Raw genomic sequence first — 21,852 nt, forward strand, 5'->3', positions numbered from 1 at the left:
CCGGGAAATTCCCGGCTTTTTTGCGTCTGCAAGATCGATTGGCCGATTCATAGGCCCGGTTCATGAGGACATTGCCCCGCGACATGCTTGCGGTGGGCGATTTCTGCTTCACTCAAGGCTAGCCCGACGGCAGGCCACCCGGATCATAGGGGAAAGGCGTAATGGCAACGGTAGACCGCTGGCTGCTGCCAGATGGCATCGAAGAAGTACTGCCGCCTGAGGCCGCGCGCATCGAAGTCGCGCGGCGCCAGGTGTTGGACCTGTTCCAGAGCTGGGGTTACGAGTTCGTCGTGACTCCGCATATCGAATACCTCGAATCGCTGCTGACCGGCGCCGGCCAGGACCTTGACCTGCGCACTTTCAAGGTGATCGACCCGCAATCGGGTCGGCAGATGGGTTTCCGTGCCGATATCACGCCCCAGGTGGCGCGTATCGATGCGCATACCTTGCGTCGTGAAGGGCCGAACCGTCTGTGCTATGCCGGCAGTGTCCTGCATGCGCAGCCTCGCGCTCTGTCCAGCTCGCGCAGCCCCATCCAGTTGGGTGCGGAGCTGTATGGCGATGCCAGCCCCAGCAGCGACGTGGAAGTCATCAGCCTGATGCTGACCATGCTCGAAATGGCCGATGTGCCAGACGTGCACATGGATCTGGGGCATGTCGGTATCTACCGTGGCCTGGCCCGCGCGGCGGGCCTGTCGGGGGATGTCGAGCAACAGTTGTTCGATGCCCTGCAGCGCAAGGCCATCGACGAGGTGATCACCCTGACCGAAGGGCTGCAGGCCGATCTGGCCGAGATGCTGCGGGCTCTGGTCGGGCTGTGTGGCGGGCGAGAGGTGCTGGCCCAGGCCAAGGTACGCCTGGCCAATGCACCGGCGGCGGTGCTGACCGCGCTGGACGACCTGCTGACGATCGCCGAACGCCTGTCGTTGCGTTTTCCGCAATTGCCGCTGTACTTCGACTTGGGCGAACTGCGCGGTTATCACTATCACACCGGCGTGGTGTTTGCCGTGTTCGTTCCAGGCATGGGCCAGTCCATCGCTCAGGGCGGCCGCTACGACGACATAGGCGCGGATTTCGGCCGCGCTCGCCCGGCTACCGGGTTTTCCACGGACCTCAAGTCCCTGGTCACCCTGGGCCGGGCTCGAATCGAACTGCCGTGCGGTGGCGTCTGGATGCCCGATAGCACTGATGCAGCACTGTGGCAGGCGGTCTGCCAGCTGCGCCGCGAGGGCCAGCGCGTGGTCCAGGCCCTGCCGGGCCAGACGATCGAGGCTGCTGGCGAGGCAGATTGCGACCGTCAATTGATTCAGCAGAACGGGCAATGGCAAGTGCTGCCACTGGCCTCTTGAGTATTCCTGCCGGCCGCTGCCGGCACCAAGTTTGCGCGAATGAGGACAAGTGTTATGGGTAAGAATGTCGTAGTCCTGGGCACCCAATGGGGTGATGAGGGCAAAGGCAAGATCGTTGATCTGCTGACCGAACATGCTGCCGCGGTAGTGCGCTATCAAGGCGGTCACAACGCTGGCCACACACTGGTGATCGACGGCGAGAAAACCGTCCTGCACCTGATTCCTTCGGGCGTGCTGCGCGAAGGCGTGCAGTGCCTGATCGGCAACGGCGTGGTCGTTGCACCCGACGCTCTGATGCGCGAGATCACCAAGCTGGAAGAGAAGGGCGTACCGGTGCGCGAGCGCCTGCGTATCAGCCCGTCCTGCCCGTTGATCCTGTCCTTCCACGTGGCGCTGGATCAGGCCCGTGAAAAGGCCCGTGGCGAGCTGAAGATCGGCACCACCGGTCGCGGCATCGGTCCGGCGTACGAAGACAAGGTTGCACGTCGCGGCCTGCGCGTGGGCGACCTGCTCGACATGCCGCGCTTCGAAGACAAGCTGCGTGAACTGGTGGATTACCACAACTTCATGCTGGTCGGTTACTACAAAGAGCCGGCCATCGAGTTTGAAAAGACCCTGGCCGAGTGCAAGGAATACGCCGAGCTGCTCAAGCCGCTGATGCTGGACGTGACGGCCGAGCTGCACGAACTGCGTCGCGCTGGCAAAGACATCATGTTCGAGGGCGCCCAGGGTTCGTTGCTGGACATCGACCACGGCACCTACCCTTACGTGACCAGCTCCAACACCACCGCAGGTGGCGTGGCGACCGGCTCGGGCGTCGGTCCCATGTTCCTGGACTACATCCTGGGCATCACCAAGGCCTACACCACCCGTGTAGGTTCGGGGCCGTTTCCGACCGAGCTGTTCGACGAAGTCGGCGCGCACCTGGCCAAACAAGGCCATGAATTCGGCGCAACCACCGGCCGTGCCCGTCGCTGTGGCTGGTTCGACGCTGTCATCCTGCGCCGCGCGATCGATGTGAACAGCATCTCGGGCATCTGCCTGACCAAGCTGGACGTACTCGATGGTCTGGAAACCATCAACATCTGCACCGGCTACAAAGATGCAGAAGGCAATGACGTTGCCCCCACCGACGCCGACAGCTACGTAGGCCTGCAGCCAGTGTACGAAGAAGTGCCGGGCTGGACCGAGTCGACCGTGGGTGCCAAAACCCTGGAAGAACTGCCGGCCAACGCCCGTGCCTACATCAAGCGTGTCGAAGCGCTGATCGGCGCACCGATCGATATCATCTCGACCGGTCCTGATCGCAACGAGACTATCGTGCTGCGTCATCCGTTCGGCTGATCGCGGTTCGTGCACCACAGCAAAAGGCCCTTCGGGGCCTTTTGTCGTTTCAGGGACAGGTCGGCCGTCCGGCACGGCGTTTGCTGTGTGATTCCGAATCAGGTGCCAGTATTACGATGGCGTCAATAAAAAGGGGATTCACATGTCCGCTGTCCTTTCTCTTCTGCGCAGCCGCTTGCTGCGTCCGGTTTTCATTGCCTTGGGTATCGCTCTTTTGGTGCAGGTGCTGGCCGCCATTGCGCTGACCCGAAGCACCGTCACGGCACTTGAAGCCGACCTGGATCAGCGCATGGCCCAGGACAGCCAGCGGCTGACAGGGGAACTGCAAAGCGCCAGTGCGGAGGTGTCCTCCGGGCTCGAAAGTCTTTCCGCGAACACGCGTCAGCGCCTGAGTGCCGGTTTGTCGGCGCGCCTGACCCAGGAACAGGCGCAGATTCGAGCGACCCTGGACAAGGACCTGCAGGATTCGGCCACCGACATGGCCGAGCTGCTGGCCTCGGTCGCACCGCGGGCCATGTGGGACAACGATGTACCGACGCTGTCCGAGTTCGCCCGTCGCGCTCAGCGCAACCCCAACGTGCTGTTCGTGATCTATAACGACGCGCAGGGCGAGCACCTGACCCGTTACCTGAATCGCGACAACCCGATCAACCAGGCGCTGATGGCCAAGGGAGCCGGTGAGCGTGCTTTGGACAAGGTGCTCGATGCGGCCAGGAATGATCCTGGGGTGATCTATGTCGAAGCCTCGATCAATCCCAACGGCGTGGAGATCGGTCGTGTATTGATGGCCGTTTCGCGCACGGGCGTCGAAGCGCAGGTGGCCGAACTGGACAAGCGTTTTGCTGCGCTGATTACCAGTGCCGGGCAACTGGTGGGCGAAAGTCTGCAAGGCGCCTCGACCGAAAGCGCCAAGGCCCTGCAGGCCCGTCTGCAGTCGGCGGAATCGGCGGCAGCGACCATGCAGGCCAATACCCACAGCACAGTGCAGGACGCTGCGGCGCAGTTGCGCTGGCGCATCGGGCTGTGTTTGGCCCTGGTTGGGCTTGCCATGCTGGTGGTGCTCGCCGCTGTGCTGGGGCGGCGTGTAGTGCACCGCCTGCGCCTGCTGGTCGGCGCCTTGGATGACCTGGCTGCTGGTGAAGGCGACCTGACCAAGCGGGTGGCGATCCACAGCCGCGACGAGATCGGCGACATGGCATCGGCCGTCAACCGTTTTGTCGACAAGCTGCAGCCTATCGTTCGCGAAGCGGGCGAGGTGGCGCACAAGACAGGGGTTGAAATCGGCAGCATGGCTCAACGCAATGCGGGGGCCGACGATGCCGCCCAATTGCAGCGCGATGAAGTGGCGCAGAGCCTGCAGGACCTGTCGCAGATGGCCGATGAGGCTCAGGCCGAGAGTCAGGCGATGCAGTCGGCCTTGCAACAAGTGGCGGAGATCCGTCAGGCCACGGACGACAACACTCGGGCCTCTCAACAAGTCGGCGGCTTGATCGAAGCGTTGGCCGGGCAGGTGCAGAGTGGGTCCAAGGTGATCGAGCGATTGGCCGAGCAGAGTCAGCAGATCGAGGTGGTGTTGACGGTGATCCACGGGATCGCCGAGCAGACCAATCTGCTGGCGCTCAATGCCGCCATCGAAGCGGCGCGAGCCGGTGAAACCGGGCGTGGCTTCGCCGTGGTGGCCGACGAGGTGCGTGCGCTGGCGAGCAAGACGCAGAGTTCGACCGGCGACATTCAAGCCCATATCGGCGCTTTGCAGGCCGGCGCGCGCGAGGCAGTGGCGGCCATCGGCCAGGCCGGACGTCAGGCGGACGAAGGTCTGGCGGTGCTGCGCGACAGCGCGCGGCTGCAGCAAGCGGTGCAGACTTCGGTGGAGCAGGTACACGCGGCGATCGGCCTGGCGACTCAGGCCGCCGAGCAGCAGGCCCGCGGCGCGCAGGCTGTGAAGGGCAGGGTGCAGGTGATTCATGCGCAGGCAGAGAAAGCGGCTTTCGCCGTGCAGCAGACCACGGCCAGCAGCCGAGAACTGGACAAGCTCGCGGCCCAGCTGAAAGCCAGCCTGGGTCAGTTCCGGGCTTAGATGCCCGCCTGTAGGAGCGGTCATAGGCCGCGAAAGGCGCATTGCGGTCTACCTGACGAACCGCGTTGCCCTTTTCGCGGCCACGGACCGCTCCTACAGGAGGGCCTAACGTGTGTGGCTCAGGTACATGCGAGTCGTGAGCAGGTACACCGGCACCCCGGAGATCAGGATCAGCAAGGCCGCATAGGGCGCGGCGGCGGCGAACTCCATGTTCGAGGTGTGTGACCACACTTCGGTTGCCAGGGTGGTCATGCCCGTGGGGGCCAGAACCAGCGTGGCGGTGAGTTCCTTCATGCCGTCCAGGAACACCAGCGCGAATGCCGCAGCCATGGCCGGGAAAATGATGGGCAGCGTCACCCGGCAGAAGGCAGTAAAGGGCGTAGCGCCCAGCGTGCGCGCGGCTTCTTCCAGCTGGGGCGCAGCCTTGTTCAAAGCATTACGGACAGGCGCCTGCGCCAGGGGCAGAAACAGCAGTGCGTAGGCCAGCAACAGCAAACCCGTGGTCTGGTACATCGCCGGAACGTAGTGCAGGGCGAAATACACCAGGGTCAAGGCGATCACCAGTCCGGGCAGTGCGTGCAGCAGGTACGGCAAACGCTCCGCCCAGATCGCCAGGCGGCCGCGATGGCGCACGACCAGCAAACCGACGGGTAATGCCAGTGCCAGGCACAACGCCGCGCCACCCAGCGCCAGTGACAGCGAGGTCAGCAACGCCTCGCCAATGGCCGCCACCGGAAAGGCGGCCGACGAGCCTTTCACCAGCCAATACCCCAGCATGCCCAGCGGCACGCCACTGCCGACGACCACCAGCAGCAGGCAATACAGCTGCGCCACTACACGCCAGGGCCCCAGCCGCAACGGTGTTGCCCGGCGGGCTGCGCCTTGACCAGTACGAATGTGGCGCGCGGTACCCCGCACCCTCAGCTCCAGCCACAGCAGCAACAGGCACAGAACCAGCAGCAGCGCTGACAGCATTGCCGCATTGGTGTTGCTGAACTCAAGCTCGAACTGTTGATAGATCGCTGTGGTGAAGGTCTGCAATCCCAGGATCGACAGCGCGCCGAACTCCACCAGCATGTGCAGCGCGATCAGCAGTGCCCCGCCCAGCACTGCAGGCCACAGCAGCGGCAAGGTCACCTTGAAGAACACACCGGTGCGGTTCTGCCCCAGCGTACGGGCTGACTCTTCCAGCGAGGTATCCAGATTGCGCAGCGTCGCCGCGACCGGAAGAAACACCAATGGGTATTTCGACAGCGTCATGACCAGGATGGCGCCGCCCAACCCCTCGAATCCGGAGCTCAACGAAACCCAGGTGAAGCCGCTGACGAAGGCGGGGACTGCGAACGGCAGGCACAGGATCACGCCCCAAAGCCGCCGACCGACCAGGTCGCTACGCTCCAGCAGCCAGGCCAGGCTCACACCGATCACCACGCAGGCCGCGGTTACCCCAGCCATCAACATCAGGGTGTTGCCCAGCAAACGCAGGACGTAGGGGCGCCAGAGCAACCTGATCGCTTCGTGCAAGCCGGCCTGCCATGCTTTAAGGCCGACGTAGAGCAGGGGCAGCAGGCTCAGTCCGACCAGCAGCAGGACGGGCGCGAGCACCCAGATCGAGGGACGCTTGCGCCGCCCCATGGCACTGACAGGGGGGGTGATCAATTCAGGCCAACGTCCCGTTCCATGTCCAGGGCGTCCTCGGCATTGCCGATGTCAGCCGGGGTGATGGCAGGTGCCTGCAATTCGTCGAATGGCTTGAGGCCACGGTCCGAGACCATCCCTTTGTGCAGGGGGTATTCAGCGGTAGTCTGGGTGATCACGCGCTGACCCTCTTCGCTGGCCATGTAGGCGAGCAGTGCCTGGGCCTCGCGTGGGTGCTTGCTGGACTTGAGGACCGCAGCCGAGGAAATGGTGATCAGCCCACCGGCGTCACCGTTGCTGAAGTACTGCAGCTTGGAGTCGAGTTGGCCTTTCTCGCGCTGCAGTGCGAACCAGTAGTAGTTGTTCACCAGCACGGTGGCGATTTCGCCGTTTTCCACTGCCTTGAGGGCGACCATGTTGTTGGTGTAGGTCTTGCCGAAGGCGCGCAGGCCGGTCAGCCATTCTTCGGCAGCTTCTCGCCCGTGCAGCTTGATGATGGCAACGGCCTGCTCCTGGAAGGCGCCGCTGGTCGGTACGAAGCCAACCTTGCCCTGCCATTGCGGCTCGGCGAATTCCAGCACCGTTTCAGGCAGGTCCTTTTCGTCGATCAGCTTTGGGTTGTAGGCCACAACCCGTACGCGAGCGGTCACGCCTATCCAAGAGCCGTCCTTGGCGACGTACTCGGGTGGAAGCATGTTCAGGGTGCTGTCGTCGGTCTGGGCCAGGAAGCCTTTCTCGCCCAGGTTGTTCAGAGGCGGGGATTCTTCGGTGTAGATCAGGTCTGCCGGAGAGCGTTCGCCTTCCTCCATCACCTGGCTGGCCAGTTGATTGCTGCTGCCCTTGCGGACATTGACATGAATCCCGGTCTTGGCCTCGTAGGCCTTGGCGATGGCTTCGCCAATTTCCTTGTGCTGACCGTTGTAGAGGGTCAGTTCGACCTTGTCGGCGGCCTGGGCCAGTGGAACGGCCAGGGCGGTGCTCAGCAGGCATGCAGCCAATGCACGCAGCAGGGACCGGGGGTTTCGAGACGTCATGGACTACTTCCTTACGGCAGGGCAGCGGAATCTTGAAACAATTGTAAACGATATGGGTTCTCAGGTGCTCGTGCGCCGTACGAGCCCGCCGTAGGAGCGGTCATCGGCCGCGAAGGATGCGCCGTGGATACGGAGAAAGAGGACGGATTTCGAAACCCGAAAACGCAAAAACCCGCTTTCGCGGGTTCTTGTGAAGAATTGGTGCCCAGAAGAAGACTCGAACTTCCACGACCGTAAGGTCACCAGCACCTGAAGCTGGCGTGTCTACCAATTTCACCATCTGGGCAGCATCAGCAGCGTTGTACGCCGTTGATGGGGCGCACTATACGGCGGCCTTTTTGATCTGTAAACCCCTGTTTTGATTTTGTTAATTCAAATCATCGTGCAGGGCGCGCGGAAGCCTGAAACGCAAAAACCCGCTTTCGCGGGTTTTTGTGAGTGACGCAAGATTGTTGTAATCTCGTGTCCTGAATTGGTGCCCAGAAGAAGACTCGAACTTCCACGACCGTAAGGTCACCAGCACCTGAAGCTGGCGTGTCTACCAATTTCACCATCTGGGCAGCATCTGCAACGCTGTGCGTTGTCGATGGCGCGCACTATACGGAGCGCTCTTTGTGCTGTAAACCCCTTTGGCAAGAAAAATCGACTAAAATTCTGCAGTGGCGTCCCGGACACTGTTTTCGACCTCGGGGCAGGGCTTTTAACTGGCAGGCAGCGCCTGAAATTTCCCGTTTCAATACGCGTATGCCAAACTAACGCCTATATAGACAAGGTGAATTCTCTCTAATGGCCGATTGGCAGACCCTCGATCCCGAGGCCGCTCGTGAAGCGGAAAAATACGAAAACCCCATTCCCAGCCGCGAGCTGATCCTCAAGCACCTCGACGAGCGCGGCTCCCCCGCCAGCCGCGAGGAGCTGGTGGACGAGTTCGGCCTCACCACCGAGGACCAGCTGGAAGCCTTGCGCCGCCGTCTGCGAGCCATGGAGCGCGATGCGCAATTGATCTACACCCGCCGCGGCACCTATGCCCCGGTGGACAAGCTCGACCTGATCGCCGGCCGCATCAGCGGTCACCGCGACGGTTTCGGCTTCCTGATTCCCGATGATGGCAGTGACGACCTGTTCATGAGCCCGGCGCAGATGCGTCTGGTGTTCGACGGCGACCGTGCCCTGGCCCGCGTCTCCGGTCTGGACCGTCGAGGCCGCCGCGAAGGCGTGATCGTCGAAGTGGTGTCCCGTGCCCATGAAACCATCGTTGGCCGCTACTTCGAAGAAGGCGGCATTGGTTTCGTGACGCCGGACAACCCCAAGGTGCAGCAGGAAGTGCTGATCACCCCCGGCCGCCACGGCGCCGCGAAGATCGGCCAGTTCGTCGGGGTGAAGATCACCCACTGGCCCACCGCGCGCTTCCAGCCCCAGGGTGACATCGTCGAAGTGCTGGGCAACTACATGGCCCCGGGCATGGAAATCGATGTAGCCCTGCGCACCTACGACATTCCCCACGTATGGCCCGAAGCCGTACTCAAGGAAGCTGCCAAGCTCAAGCCTCAGGTGGAAGAGAAGGACAAGGAAAAGCGCATCGACCTGCGCCACCTGCCGTTCGTCACCATTGACGGCGAAGACGCCCGCGACTTCGACGACGCCGTCTATTGCGAAGCCAAGAGCAAGCTGCGCCTGTTCAACGGTGGCTGGACCCTGTACGTCGCTATCGCCGACGTTTCCAGCTACGTGAAACTGGGCTCGGCACTGGATGCCGAGGCGCAGGTGCGTGGCAACTCGGTGTACTTCCCCGAGCGCGTGATTCCGATGCTGCCCGAGCAGCTGTCCAACGGCCTGTGCTCGCTGAACCCCAAGGTCGACCGCCTGGCCATGGTCTGCGAGATGACCATTTCCAAGACCGGCGAGATGACCGACTACAGCTTCTATGAAGCGGTGATCCACTCTCACGCGCGCCTGACCTACAACAAGGTCAGCACCATGCTCGAGCACTCGCGCACCAGCGAGGCCAAGGCCTTGCGCGGCGAGTTCGGCGAAGTGCTGCCCCATCTCAAGCAGCTGTATGCGCTGTACAAGGTGTTGCTGTCGGCCCGTCACGTGCGTGGCGCCATCGATTTCGAGACCCAGGAAACCCGTATCGTCTTCGGCTCCGAGCGCAAGATCGCCGAGATCAAGCCGACGGTGCGCAACGACGCCCACAAGCTGATCGAGGAATGCATGCTGGCGGCCAACGTGGCCACCGCCGAGTTTCTCAAGAAGCATGAGATTCCTGCCCTGTATCGCGTCCACGACGGCCCGCCGCCGGAGCGTCTGGAAAAACTGCGTGCTTTCCTCGGCGAGCTTGGTCTGTCGCTGAACAAGGGCAAGGACGGTCCGTCGCCCAAGGATTACCGTGCGCTGCTGGAAACCATCCAGGGGCGCCCGGATTTTCACGTGATCCAGACCGTGATGCTGCGCTCCCTGAGCCAGGCGGTGTACAGCGCCGACAACCATGGCCACTTCGGCTTGAATTACGAGGCGTACACCCACTTCACTTCGCCGATCCGTCGCTATCCCGACCTGCTCACGCACCGGGCGATCCGTAGCGTGATCCACTCCAAGCAGGACACCCCGCACGTCAAGCGCGCCGGTGCCCCGACCATTCCCAAGGCGCGTATCTACCCGTACGACGAAGCCGCGCTGGAGCAGTTGGGCGAAGAGTGCTCAATGAGCGAGCGTCGGGCCGACGAAGCCACCCGTGACGTGGTCAACTGGCTCAAGTGCGAGTTCATGAAGGATCGCGTTGGCGAAACCTTCCCGGGCGTGATCACGGCAGTGACCGGTTTCGGCCTGTTCGTCGAGCTGACCGATATCTTCGTCGAAGGCCTGGTGCACGTCACCGCGCTGCCGGGCGACTACTACCATTTCGATCCGATCCACCATCGCCTGGCCGGCGAGCGCACCGGGCGCAATTTCCGCCTGGGCGACACGGTCGAAGTGCAGGTCATGCGGGTCGACCTGGACGAGCGCAAGATCGATTTCGGCATTGGCGAAGCGACGCTCAATCAGCCGATCGGTCGCAAGAACCGCAAGGCCGATGCGCCGGCGGGGAAGCCTAAAAGCTATCCGACCACGCCTGCCGTCGAAAAAACCGTTGCCGACAAGCCAGCTGCTTCGGCCAAGCGCAGTTCGGCACCGAGCAAGCGCAAGGCCGAAAGCGACGAGGTCTATCGGGCATCGGACGCCGCGGCCAAGAATGCCGAAGTGCGCAAGAGCCGGGAAATGAAGAAGGCTTTGCTGGCCGACGCAGCCAAGGGCGGCTCGGCCAAGGCCAGCAACAGCCGCGGCAGCGCTGGCAGCAGTGCCGGAGGCGACTCCAAACCGAGCAAGCATCGCAAGGGTCCGTCTAAGTCGGGCAGCCGCAAACCCAAGGCCAAGTCATGAGTCAGCTGGAAAAGATCTACGGCGTGCACGCCGTGGAAGCGTTGTTGCGTCATCACCCGAAACGGGTCAAGCAGATCTGGTTGTCCGATGGCCGCAGCGAGCCGCGGGTACAGACCCTGGTCGAACTGGCCACGCAGAATCGCATTTCCGTGGGTCAGGCCGAGCGTCGTGAGCTGGATGCCTGGGTCGAAGGCGTGCATCAGGGCGTCGTGGCGGAAGTCAGCCCCAGCCAGGTGTGGGGCGAGGCGATGCTCGACGAGCTGCTCGACCGCACCGAGGGCCCGCCCCTCTTGCTGGTGCTGGACGGCGTCACCGATCCGCACAATCTGGGGGCCTGCCTGCGCACCGCCGATGCGGCCGGGGCGCTGGCCGTGATCGTGCCCAAGGACAAGTCCGCCACCCTGACGCCGGCCGTGCGCAAGGTGGCCTGCGGCGCGGCGGAAGTGATTCCGCTGGTGGCGGTGACCAACCTGGCACGCACCCTGGAAAAGCTCCAGCAGCGTGGTCTTTGGGTCGTGGGCACCGCTGGCGAAGCGGAAGTCGAGATCTACCAGCAGGACCTGACCGGGCCCACCATCCTGATCATGGGGGCCGAGGGCAAGGGCATGCGCCGCCTGACCCGCGAGCACTGCGACTATCTGGTGAAACTGCCGATGGCCGGCAGCGTGAGCAGTCTGAACGTCTCGGTGGCGACCGGTGTGTGCCTGTTCGAGGCGGTTCGGCAGCGTAACGCCAAAAAGAAGTGATCCGACCGAGCTGGCCCCTTTACGGGCAGAGCCCGCTCCCACCAATATGACCGATAGGTGTGGCGGGCGGCGAGCGTTCCGCCCGCGAATGCGGTGGCAGAGACATTGCCGCCGCTGTTCAAATATTCACCAATCCTCTTGCTTCCCCCCAACCCCTTCTCTACAATTGCGCCCCTTGCCGTGATGGCTGGCGCACTTGTGCGCATTTACCGGCGCACCACCCAGCAAGACACACAGTGTCATTCACTCCTTGTCTGACCGCTCTGGCGGCAGGCTACAACCCGTAAGGAGCATTCATGCGTCATTACGAAATCATCTTTCTGGTCCACCCGGATCAGAGCGAGCAAGTCGGCGGCATGGTTGAGCGTTACACCAAGCTGATCGAAGAAGACGGCGGCAAGATCCACCGTCTGGAAGATTGGGGCCGTCGTCAACTGGCCTACGCCATCAACAACGTTCACAAGGCTCACTACGTGATGCTGAACGTTGAGTGCACCGGCAAGGCCCTGGCCGAGCTGGAAGATAACTTCCGCTACAACGATGCCGTGATCCGTAACCTTGTCATCCGTCGCGACGAAGCCGTCACCGACCAGTCCGAGATGCTCAAGGCAGAAGAAAACCGCAGCGAGCGCCGTGAGCGTCGTGACCGTCCTGAGCACTCTGACAACGCCGATGGCGATGACAGCGACAACAGCGACGCCAGCGATAACGCTGACGAGTAATCCACGGACCTTTTGAGGAGCCCATTACATGGCACGTTTCTTCCGTCGTCGTAAATTTTGCCGCTTCACCGCTGAAGATGTGAAGGAGATCGACTACAAAGATCTCAACACTCTGAAAGCCTACGTATCCGAAACCGGCAAGATCGTTCCAAGCCGTATCACCGGTACCAAGGCTCGTTATCAGCGTCAGCTGGCCGTCGCTATCAAGCGCGCCCGCTTCCTGGCCCTGCTGGCCTACACCGACAGCCACGGCCGCTGAGACCGGGTTGTCGATACGTAGTAAAAGGATAGATACGCATGCGTGCCCTGGCTGATTTCATCATGCGCGGTCGCATGCAGGCCACACTGGTTGTGGTCGGATGTGCGGCTTTGCCGCTGTTGTTCTGGTTGAGTGCTGCCGCAGCGTGCCTGGTGTACCTGCGGCGCGGCATGAGTGACGCTTTTGGCGTCCTCGTCTGGGCTCTGCTGCCGGCTCTGGCCTGGTGGTATTTCGGCGAACCGCGCACCTTGATGGTGTTGCTGGGCGCGCTGGGGCTCGCGGCGCTGTTGCGCGCGGGATGGGCCTGGAATCGCGTGCTGCTGGCCAGCATAGCGCTGGGGCTGGTGTACGGAGTGTTGTTGGGTGTGGTGTTTCGCGAACCCATCGAAGCGTTGGCGCAGGCGTTGAACGAACGCCTGCCGCAGATGCTCGGTGGTCTCTACCAGCAGATGTCGGTGGAAGAGCGGGCAAACCTCGGCAACCTCATTGCACCAGTACTCAACGGACTGATAGCGGCCTTGTTGCAAGTCGTCAGCGTGGCAGCCCTGATGCTGGGGCGTTACTGGCAGGCGGCGTTGTACAACCCGGGTGGTTTCGGCAGCGAGTTTCGCGCCATTCGCATTCCACTCTGGCCGGCGGTCCTGCTGCTGGCGTGCATGCTCATCGGTCCGAACTTCGGACCTCAGATGGCCATGTTGACGCCGCTGTGCAGCGTACCGCTGGTGTTCGCCGGGCTGGCCCTGATGCATGGGCTGGTCAAGGCGGGCAAGCTGGGCAGGTTCTGGCTCGTAGGGATGTACGTCACGCTCGTGCTGTTCATGCAGCTGATCTATCCGTTGCTCGTGGTCCTGGCCATTGTCGACAGCCTGATTGATTTTCGCGGCCGAATCGGGCCGAAAGGCACCGATAGCGATTCCGCGAACGGTGAAGGTTAAAAGTTAAGAGGTTTATACCAAATGGAACTGATCCTGCTGGAAAAAGTCGCCAACCTGGGCAACCTGGGCGATAAGGTAAATGTTAAGGCCGGTTACGGCCGTAACTTCCTGCTGCCATTCGGCAAGGCTACCGCTGCGACCGCCGCCAACCTGGCTGCGTTCGAAGAGCGTCGCGCCGAGCTGGAAAAAGCAGCTGCCGACAAGAAGGCTTCGGCCGAAACTCGCGCTGCCCAACTGGCTGAGCTGGAAGTGACCATCACTGCCACCGCTGGCGACGAAGGCAAGCTGTTCGGTTCGATCGGCACCCACGACATCGCTGACGCCCTGACCGCCTCCGGCGTCGAAGTGGCCAAAGCTGAAGTGCGTCTGCCGAACGGCACCATCCGTAACGTTGGCGAATACGACGTAGCCGTGCACCTGCACAGCGACGTTGAAGCTACCGTACGCGTTGTCGTAGTAGCTGCATAAGTCGGCTGGCACCTCGGGTGCCAGGCGGTTTAACATCGGGCACGACCTGTTTACAGGCCGTGCCCTTTGTCTTTTTGAAGAAGCTGTTTTTCTGCAACCCTAATTTCAAGTGGCCATGAACGAGATATCCGCTCCCGAGCAATACGACCTGCAAACCGCTGCCCTCAAGGTGCCCCCGCATTCCATCGAGGCCGAACAGGCCGTGCTCGGTGGCCTGATGCTGGACAACAACGCCTGGGAGCGCGTGCTCGATCAGGTTTCGGACGGCGACTTTTATCGTCATGACCACCGCCTGATCTTCCGCGCTATCGCCAAGCTGGCCGATCAGAACACTCCGTTCGACGTGGTGACCCTGCACGAACAGCTCGACAAGGAAGGGCAGGGTACTCAGGTCGGTGGCCTGGGCTACCTGGGCGAGCTGGCCAAGAACACGCCGTCGGTGGCCAACATCAAGGCGTACGCGCAGATCGTGCGCGAGCGCGCCACCCTGCGCCAGTTGATCAGCATCAGCACCGAGATTGCCGACAGCGCTTTCAATCCGCAGGGACGCAACGCGGCCGAGATTCTCGACGAGGCCGAACGGCAGATCTTCCAGATCGCCGAGGCACGGCCCAAGACCGGCGGGCCGGTGAGTGTCAACGACCTTTTGACCAAGGCCATCGACCGCATCGACACGCTGTTCAACACCGATGCGGCCATCACTGGTCTGTCCACCGGCTATACCGACCTTGACGAGAAGACCAGTGGCCTGCAACCGGCCGACCTGATCATCGTCGCCGGCCGTCCGTCCATGGGCAAGACCACCTTCGCCATGAACCTGGTGGAAAACGCCGTGCTGCGCAGCGAGAAGGCCGTACTGGTGTACTCGCTGGAGATGCCAGGTGATTCGCTGGTCATGCGTATGCTCTCTTCGCTGGGGCGTATCGACCAGACCAAGGTGCGTTCGGGCCGCCTGGACGACGACGATTGGCCGCGGCTGACGTCGGCGGTCAACCTGCTCAACGATCGCAAGCTGTTCATCGACGATACGGCGGGCATCAGCCCGTCGGAAATGCGTGCGCGGACACGTCGCCTGGTGCGCGAGCACGGCGAGATCGGCCTGATCATGATCGACTACCTGCAGTTGATGCAGATCCCCGGCTCCAGCGGTGACAACCGTACCAACGAGATTTCCGAAATCTCGCGCTCGTTGAAAGCCCTGGCCAAGGAGTTCAATTGCCCGGTGGTGGCGCTGTCGCAGCTCAACCGCTCGCTCGAGCAGCGGCCGAACAAGCGTCCGGTGAACTCCGACTTGCGTGAATCCGGGGCGATCGAGCAGGACGCCGACGTGATCATGTTCGTCTACCGCGACGAGGTGTATCACCCGGAAACCGAGCATAAGGGCATCGCCGAGATCATCATCGGCAAGCAGCGTAACGGTCCGATCGGTTTCATTCGCCTGGCATTCATCGGTAAGTACACCCGCTTCGAGAACCTTGCGCCGGGCAGCTACAACTTCGACGACGACGAGTAGTGATCCTGCAGGTACGGCCCCTTCGCGGGTAGAACCCGCTCCCACAGGAGCTGCGTGCAGCGCCCCTTCGCGGGTAGAGCCTACTCCCACAGGAGCCGCGTGCAGCGCCCCTTCGCGGGTAGAACCCGCTCCCACAGGAGCTGCGTACAGAGCCCCTTCTTGTGGGAGCGGTCTCTGCCCGCGAAAGGGTCACTGCGGTTGATCAGGTCTACCGGATAAATATCTTCGCCGCCTATTTCCGACTAAAGCCATCGGAATTGGTTGTTTTTTGTGCTATATTCCGCGCCCGCGATTTTTCATACGGTCATCGACATGCAAGCAGCCAAGCCGCTTTTTGACTATCCCAAGTACTGGGCCGAATGCTTCGGCCCAGCGCCTTTCCTGCCCATGAGCAGGGAGGAGATGGATCAGCTTGGCTGGGATTCGTGCGACATCATCATCGTCACCGGTGATGCCTATGTCGACCATCCGTCGTTCGGCATGGCCATCATCGGCCGGCTGCTGGAAGCCCAGGGGTTTCGCGTGGGCATCATTGCCCAGCCGAACTGGCAGTCCAAGGATGACTTCATGAAGCTGGGCGAGCCGAATCTGTTCTTCGGCGTCGCGGCCGGCAACATGGACTCGATGATCAACCGCTACACCGCCGACAAGAAGGTGCGTTCCGACGATGCCTACACGCCCGGCGGCCTGGCCGGCTCGCGCCCTGATCGCGCCAGCCTGGTGTACAGCCAGCGGTGCAAGGAAGCCTACAAGCACGTGCCGATCGTGCTGGGTGGGATCGAGGCATCGCTGCGCCGCATTGCGCACTACGACTACTGGCAGGACAAGGTCCGTCATTCGATCCTGATCGACGCCTGCGCCGACATTCTGCTGTACGGCAACGCCGAACGCGCCATCGTCGAAGTGGCCCAGCGGCTGTCCTACGGCCAGAAGATCGAAGAGATCACCGATATCCGCGGCACCGCGTTCATTCGCCGCGATACGCCCAAGGATTGGTACGAAGTCGACTCGACCCGTATCGACCGGCCGGGCAAGGTCGACAAGATCATCAACCCGTACGTGAACACCCAGGACACTCAGGCCTGCGCCATCGAGCAGGAAAAGGGCAATGTCGAGGACCCCAACGAAGCCAAGGTGGTGCAGATCCTCGCCAGCCCGCGGATGACGCGGGACAAGACCGTCATCCGTCTGCCGTCTTTCGAGAAAGTGCGTGGCGATGCCGTGCTGTATGCCCACGCCAACCGCGTGCTGCATTTGGAAACCAACCCCGGCAATGCCCGCGCACTGGTGCAGCGTCATGGCGAAGTGGACGTGTGGTTCAATCCGCCGCCCATTCCCATGACCACCGAGGAAATGGACTACGTGTTCGGCATGCCCTATGCCCGGGTCCCGCACCCGGCGTACGGCAATCAGAAGATCCCGGCCTACGACATGATTCGCTTCTCGGTGAACATCATGCGTGGCTGCTTCGGTGGCTGCACCTTCTGCTCGATCACCGAGCACGAAGGGCGGATCATCCAGAACCGTTCCGAAGAGTCGATCATCCGCGAGATCGAAGAGATCCGCGACAAGGTGCCAGGCTTCACCGGAGTGATTTCCGACCTCGGCGGGCCGACCGCGAACATGTACCGCATCGCCTGCAAGAGCCCGGAAATCGAATCCGCGTGCCGCAAGCCGTCGTGCGTGTTCCCGGGGATCTGCCCGAACCTCAATACCGACCACTCATCCTTGATCCAGCTGTACCGCAGCGCGCGGGCACTGCCGGGCGTGAAGAAGATCCTCATCGCCTCGGGCCTGCGCTATGACCTGGCGGTCGAGTCGCCGGAGTACGTGAAGGAGCTGGTGACGCACCATGTCGGCGGTTACCTGAAGATCGCCCCGGAGCATACCGAGGAAGGTCCGCTGAACCAGATGATGAAGCCGGGCATCGGCTCTTATGATCGGTTCAAGCGCATGTTCGAGAAGTTCTCGAAAGAGGCGGGCAAGGAGCAATACCTGATCCCGTACTTCATCGCCGCCCACCCGGGCACCACCGATGAAGACATGATGAACCTGGCGCTGTGGCTCAAGGGCAACGGTTTCCGCGCCGACCAGGTGCAGGCGTTCTACCCCTCGCCAATGGCGTCGGCGACTGCCATGTACCACTCGGGCAAGAACCCGCTGCGCAAGGTCACCTACAAAAGCGACAACCTGACCATCGTCAAGAGCGAGGAGCAGCGCCGTCTGCACAAGGCGTTCCTGCGCTATCACGATCCCAAGGGCTGGCCGATGCTGCGCGAGGCGCTGGAGCGCATGGGCCGTGCGGACCTGATCGGGCCGGGGAAAAACCAGCTGATTCCGTTACACCAGCCGGCTACCGACACCTACCAGAGTGCACGGCGCAAGAACTCCACGCCTGCGGGCAGCCACAAGGTGGCCAAGGAAACGCGCATCCTGACCCAGCACACCGGTTTGCCGCCGCGCGCCAGCGACGGCTCCAAGCCGTGGGACAAGCGCGAGCAGGCCAAGGCCGCCGCCGAAGCCCGCAGCAAGCAGGCCGCCAAGGACCGTCAGCAGGCGGCCAAGCCGGGCAAGGGCAAGAAGAAGCCGACGCGCCAGCCCGTACTGCCGCGCTGAGACGTCGTCGCCCCTGGACTGCAACCGCGCAGCCCAGGGGGGATGCCGACATTTTTCAGCTGGCCACGCCCACCACATGGCTGGCAGGAATGTCACCCTTCACATAGAACACCTCGGCTTCCTGATGCACGCTGATATTGTCTGCGGCCTTCAGTACAGTGGCACGCGTGACTTTCTTGGCCAATATCAAGCGCTCGGCATCTGTGAGCAGAATGTCGCTGACGGTGCGGTAGGCCTTCGGGTCATGGGTGGTATCGATCTCGAACACCGGAGCCCCTCGGCCCTTGGCAAATTTGCTGGCGACTGCCTTGTTGGCGCTCAGTGATAGAACCTCGCCGGCGCTGCCACCCTGACGGGCGGTGTGTTTGATGATCGCCGCCAGGTAGTCGTCGCCCTCCAGGCGTCCGCCCGGGGCCCGCTGCAGGCCCGTCTGAGCGACCTCCTGCACCGTGTTGCCCTGATGGCCGCGAAAGATGCGCTCGGGAACCGGAAAATCGCTGGCCCGGATTTCGGCAGTGCTCTGGACCTGGCCGATGGCTCGCGCTGTACTATTGGCGCGTTGCTGCAACAGGCTTTCCAGAAACGACAACTCGGCTCCGCTGCTAAACGGCTTACGTGGTGCTCGGTTGGCAATAGCCTGACCGGCCAGATCTTCCCTTGCTCGAATTGCCCCAGTATTGCGCAGGCGGTTGACCGCGTTCATCAGTTTTTGACTGGGTTTGAACCCGCCACTCGTCGCTGACGGTTTGATCGCCGCGGCCGATGGCTTCACCGGGATGCCTGGGCGCAGGGAGGTGGGCCGTGCAGAAGGGCGGAAAGCGCTGGGCCGTGCGGTCACGCGACCCACGTGAGCTCCAGGCCCGGAGCCAAGCAGGCTGAGCGCCACTTCCAGAGCGATATCGGCGAAGTCGGGAGGGGCCGGCTCGCCCTCATCGATTGGGATATCGGCATCGCTGACCGGGTCCAGGCCGGTGCGCCATTTGTAATGTTCCCGCTGGTAATCCTGCCACGTGCCGCGGGTATCGAACTGCGGCTCCTGACGTGCCGCTTGCGGGGTGGGCAGCGGTTCGAATTCAGGCGTTTGGTCGTTTGTGCTCATTTGAATGCTCCTTGATGAATTAAGCATCCAATCTAGAGTTGCCCCGTTACGGCATCGCCATACATGTTTAGCGCAAGACGGCATGCTCAATGTGTGCGACGCTGCTACAACCGTGGGGGGTGCAGAGCCCTTCGGGCCTGGTTGACTGGCACGCCAGAGGCAATCGCCACAACCGGGTCAATGGCATACGTCTTGCGCGTTAACCCCAATGCCCAGGCTCGCAGGAGGCACGCCGTGTCGATTCATGTCGCACTGAACCATGTCACCCATTACCGCTATGACCGCGAAATCGAAATCGGCCCTCAGGTGGTGCGTCTGCGCCCGGCGCCGCATAGTCGTACGCGGGTGCTTTCCTACGCACTGAGGGTCTTGCCAGCGCAGCATTTCATCAATTGGCAACAGGACCCGCAGGGCAACTACCTGGCCCGCCTGGTGTTTCCGGAAAAGGCTACGCAATTGCGCATCGAGGTGGATCTGGTTGCCGAAATCGCGGTGTTCAATCCCTTCGATTTCTTTCTCGAACCGCACGCGCAGCGCATTCCCTTTGCCTACACCCATGAAGAGCAGCACGAGTTGGCTCCCTACCTGGAAACCTTGGCCCTGACGCCCCGGTTCGAGGCGTACCTGAACGGCATCGACCGCACGCCGATCCCCAGTATCGATTTCCTGGTCAGGCTCAATCAGCAGCTCAGCCAGGACATTCGCTACCTGCTGCGCATGGAGCCAGGCGTGCAGACGCCCGAGCACACCCTGATGACCGGTGCCGGTTCGTGCCGCGACTCTGCCTGGCTGCTGGTGCAGCTGATGCGCCGGTTGGGGATTGCGGCGCGCTTCGTGTCCGGCTACCTGATTCAGATGGTGGCCGACGAGCAGGCGCTGGACGGCCCGTCCGGTACCGAGGTCGACTTCACCGACCTGCATGCCTGGTGCGAGGTGTACCTGCCCGGTGCGGGCTGGATCGGTCTGGACGCCACCTCCGGCTTGTTCGCAGGCGAGGGCCATATCCCTTTGGCGTGCAGCCCCGAGCCCTCGTCGGCAGCGCCCATCAGCGGGCGACTGGAGCCGTGCGAGGTGACGTTTTCGCACCGGATGTCGGTGCAGCGCATCTGGCAGACGCCGCGTGTCACCTGGCCGGTCAGCGAGCCGCAGTGGGCGGACATGCAGGCGTTGGGGCAGCGGCTCGATGCCGATCTGCAGGCGCTGGATGTGCGCCTGGGCATCGGTAGCGAGCCGACCTTCGTGGCCATTGAGGGCGCAGGTGTCGCGCCGCAGGAAGCTGAAAACGATCTGTCTTCGAGCCGGTTCGAAAGCACTTCGATGCCGGGCGTATTCAAAGTCCAATTGCTGCCGGCGAAGCAGTGGGCGCAGTCGGTCGAGCAAGTCGATGACCTCTACGAGCAAGCCCGGCAGAGCCGTCTGGGAACCCAGCGGTTCAGGGTGGACGGCCGGCAAATGGGCACCGGTGCGGGCAATGCGCTGCTGCTCGGTGGGGAGACTGCCGAGGATTCGCCGTTCCTGCGTCGGCCCGATCTGCTGCGCAGTCTGATCGGTTACTGGCATGACCACCCGGCGTTGACCTACCTGTTCAGTGGCATGGCTTGGCCAATCCCGCGAGTGGACGAGACCCGTGGCGATGCATTGTACGAACTGGAAATTGCCCTGTCGCAGTTGCCCGAACCCGGTACGCCATGCCCGCCAGGGTTGATCGACCGCCTGTTGCGCCCGCTGCTCGTGGATGTCGCCGGTGACCCGGATCGTGCACAGTTCTGCATCGTCGAGTTGCAGGGCGATGGCCCCGGCGAACATCAGGGACTGCTGCGGCTGCAGGGGTTCGAGATGCCACCCCATGCGCGGATGAACCTGGCGCTGCAGTTACTGCTGCGCTGCCTGGTCGCACGTTTCTGGCGCACGCCCTACGCGCCGGCGAGGTTGACCCGCTGGGGCGCGCAACTGCACGACCGTTTCATGCTGCCGTATTTCATCGAGCGTGATTTCGCCGAGGTGCTCGACGATCTCGACGCGGCGGGCTATGCAGTGGACAGCCAATGGTTCGCTGCGCAACAGGCATTTCGCTTTCCCACGATCGGTGACTACGCGGTGGCCGGCATCGAACTGGAATTGCGCCACGCGCTGGAGCCTGGCCCTGCGCGCGGCAGTGCCAGTGACGCGCTGGAACGTCTGCAGGTGCGGGTCAATGGCTGGCTGTCGGATCGTTACCGACTGGCCGTCAACGGTCGCCCCTTGCCGCTGACCGCGACCGGGCGCGCCGGCGAGTTCGTTGCCGGTGTGCGCTACCGCGCCTGGCAGCCCGTTCATGACGAGCATGCCACTGGCCAGCCCGATGTGCCCTTGACCTTCGACATCGTCGACACCTGGACCCAGCGCTCGCTGGGCGGGTGCCAGTACCACGCGGCTCATCCCGGCGGTCGCAATTACGAGAGCCTTCCGGTGAATGCCAACGAAGCGGAGAGCAGGCGTCTGGCGCGGTTTGCCCGGATCGGCCACAGCCCTGGTCCACTGGTGCTGCCACCGCTCAAGGTCGACGATGACTGGCCGATGACCCTGGACATGCGCCGCCGCCCATAAGCTGAAGTGCGACCCCTGGACGGTATCCGTGCACCGTTCAGGCTGC

General features: G+C 62.6%; 15 protein-coding genes and 2 tRNA genes. 12 read left to right on the plus strand and 5 right to left on the minus strand.

What is annotated here, in order from left to right; genetic code table 11:
- The first annotated feature begins 161 nt into the window (after nucleotides 1-161).
- From BLV18_RS01870 to BLV18_RS01880, 3 genes are all read left to right on the plus strand, one after another.
- A complete protein-coding gene (locus BLV18_RS01870) occupies nucleotides 162-1,349 on the plus strand; it encodes an ATP phosphoribosyltransferase regulatory subunit (RefSeq protein ID WP_090355883.1) in 1,188 nt (395 codons plus the stop codon).
- A gap of 54 nt (nucleotides 1,350-1,403) precedes the next feature.
- Nucleotides 1,404-2,693, plus strand: a complete 1,290-nt coding sequence (locus BLV18_RS01875; protein ID WP_090355885.1) for an adenylosuccinate synthase — start codon at nucleotides 1,404-1,406, stop codon at nucleotides 2,691-2,693.
- A 142-nt stretch (nucleotides 2,694-2,835) separates the two neighbouring features.
- The gene (locus BLV18_RS01880) at nucleotides 2,836-4,770 is read left to right on the plus strand and encodes a methyl-accepting chemotaxis protein (protein ID WP_090355888.1); all 1,935 of its coding nucleotides are present in this window, start codon (nucleotides 2,836-2,838) and stop codon (nucleotides 4,768-4,770) included.
- Nucleotides 4,771-4,875: 105 nt separating this feature from the next.
- Here the strand turns inward: BLV18_RS01880 and BLV18_RS01885 are convergent, their stop codons facing one another.
- The 4 genes from BLV18_RS01885 to BLV18_RS01900 form a co-directional block, all read right to left on the minus strand.
- Nucleotides 4,876-6,405 carry an ABC transporter permease gene (locus BLV18_RS01885; RefSeq protein ID WP_090361950.1) on the minus strand — a complete coding sequence of 510 codons (1,530 nt, stop codon included), beginning with the start codon at nucleotides 6,403-6,405 and terminating at the stop codon, nucleotides 4,876-4,878.
- 20 nt (nucleotides 6,406-6,425) lie between these two features.
- Nucleotides 6,426-7,442 carry an extracellular solute-binding protein gene (locus tag BLV18_RS01890; protein WP_090355892.1) on the minus strand — a complete coding sequence of 339 codons (1,017 nt, stop codon included), beginning with the start codon at nucleotides 7,440-7,442 and terminating at the stop codon, nucleotides 6,426-6,428.
- Nucleotides 7,443-7,641: 199 nt separating this feature from the next.
- Nucleotides 7,642-7,728 (minus strand) — tRNA-Leu (locus BLV18_RS01895).
- Between the two features lie 187 nt (nucleotides 7,729-7,915).
- Nucleotides 7,916-8,002: transfer RNA gene (locus BLV18_RS01900), tRNA-Leu, on the minus strand.
- Nucleotides 8,003-8,228: 226 nt separating this feature from the next.
- Here BLV18_RS01900 and rnr point away from each other — a divergent pair.
- The 8 genes from rnr to BLV18_RS01940 all read left to right on the plus strand — a co-directional run bounded on the left by rnr (nucleotide 8,229) and on the right by BLV18_RS01940 (nucleotide 18,121).
- Nucleotides 8,229-10,862 carry a ribonuclease R gene (rnr, locus tag BLV18_RS01905; RefSeq protein ID WP_090355894.1) on the plus strand — a complete coding sequence of 878 codons (2,634 nt, stop codon included), beginning with the start codon at nucleotides 8,229-8,231 and terminating at the stop codon, nucleotides 10,860-10,862.
- Nucleotides 10,859-11,608, plus strand: a complete 750-nt coding sequence (gene rlmB / locus BLV18_RS01910; RefSeq protein ID WP_090355897.1) for a 23S rRNA (guanosine(2251)-2'-O)-methyltransferase RlmB — start codon at nucleotides 10,859-10,861, stop codon at nucleotides 11,606-11,608. Before rnr ends, rlmB begins: the two co-directional genes overlap by 4 nt.
- A gap of 296 nt (nucleotides 11,609-11,904) precedes the next feature.
- Complete coding sequence (gene rpsF / locus BLV18_RS01915) at nucleotides 11,905-12,330, plus strand: 30S ribosomal protein S6 (protein ID WP_056844368.1); 426 nt, start codon at nucleotides 11,905-11,907, stop codon at nucleotides 12,328-12,330.
- A gap of 28 nt (nucleotides 12,331-12,358) precedes the next feature.
- Entirely contained in the window at nucleotides 12,359-12,589 is a 231-nt protein-coding gene (gene rpsR, locus BLV18_RS01920) for a 30S ribosomal protein S18 (protein ID WP_008368574.1), read from the plus strand.
- 38 nt (nucleotides 12,590-12,627) lie between these two features.
- Complete coding sequence (locus BLV18_RS01925) at nucleotides 12,628-13,524, plus strand: YybS family protein (RefSeq protein ID WP_090355899.1); 897 nt, start codon at nucleotides 12,628-12,630, stop codon at nucleotides 13,522-13,524.
- A gap of 21 nt (nucleotides 13,525-13,545) precedes the next feature.
- Nucleotides 13,546-13,992 (plus strand): 50S ribosomal protein L9, encoded by a 447-nt coding sequence (gene rplI, locus BLV18_RS01930; protein WP_043191123.1) that lies wholly within the window; start codon nucleotides 13,546-13,548, stop codon nucleotides 13,990-13,992.
- Nucleotides 13,993-14,107: 115 nt separating this feature from the next.
- Nucleotides 14,108-15,505, plus strand: a complete 1,398-nt coding sequence (gene dnaB / locus BLV18_RS01935; RefSeq protein WP_090355902.1) for a replicative DNA helicase — start codon at nucleotides 14,108-14,110, stop codon at nucleotides 15,503-15,505.
- 312 nt (nucleotides 15,506-15,817) lie between these two features.
- Nucleotides 15,818-18,121, plus strand: a complete 2,304-nt coding sequence (locus BLV18_RS01940) for a YgiQ family radical SAM protein (protein WP_049862024.1) — start codon at nucleotides 15,818-15,820, stop codon at nucleotides 18,119-18,121.
- A 55-nt stretch (nucleotides 18,122-18,176) separates the two neighbouring features.
- Here the strand turns inward: BLV18_RS01940 and BLV18_RS01945 are convergent, their stop codons facing one another.
- Nucleotides 18,177-19,220 carry a hypothetical protein gene (locus BLV18_RS01945; protein ID WP_090355904.1) on the minus strand — a complete coding sequence of 348 codons (1,044 nt, stop codon included), beginning with the start codon at nucleotides 19,218-19,220 and terminating at the stop codon, nucleotides 18,177-18,179.
- A 234-nt stretch (nucleotides 19,221-19,454) separates the two neighbouring features.
- On the opposite strand from BLV18_RS01945, the gene BLV18_RS01950 reads away from it, so the two are divergent.
- The gene (locus BLV18_RS01950) at nucleotides 19,455-21,806 is read left to right on the plus strand and encodes a transglutaminase family protein (protein ID WP_090355906.1); all 2,352 of its coding nucleotides are present in this window, start codon (nucleotides 19,455-19,457) and stop codon (nucleotides 21,804-21,806) included.
- Nucleotides 21,807-21,852 lie beyond the last annotated feature (46 nt).

The organism is Pseudomonas coleopterorum (assembly GCF_900105555.1).
Classification (GTDB): Bacteria; Pseudomonadota; Gammaproteobacteria; order Pseudomonadales; family Pseudomonadaceae; genus Aquipseudomonas; species Aquipseudomonas coleopterorum.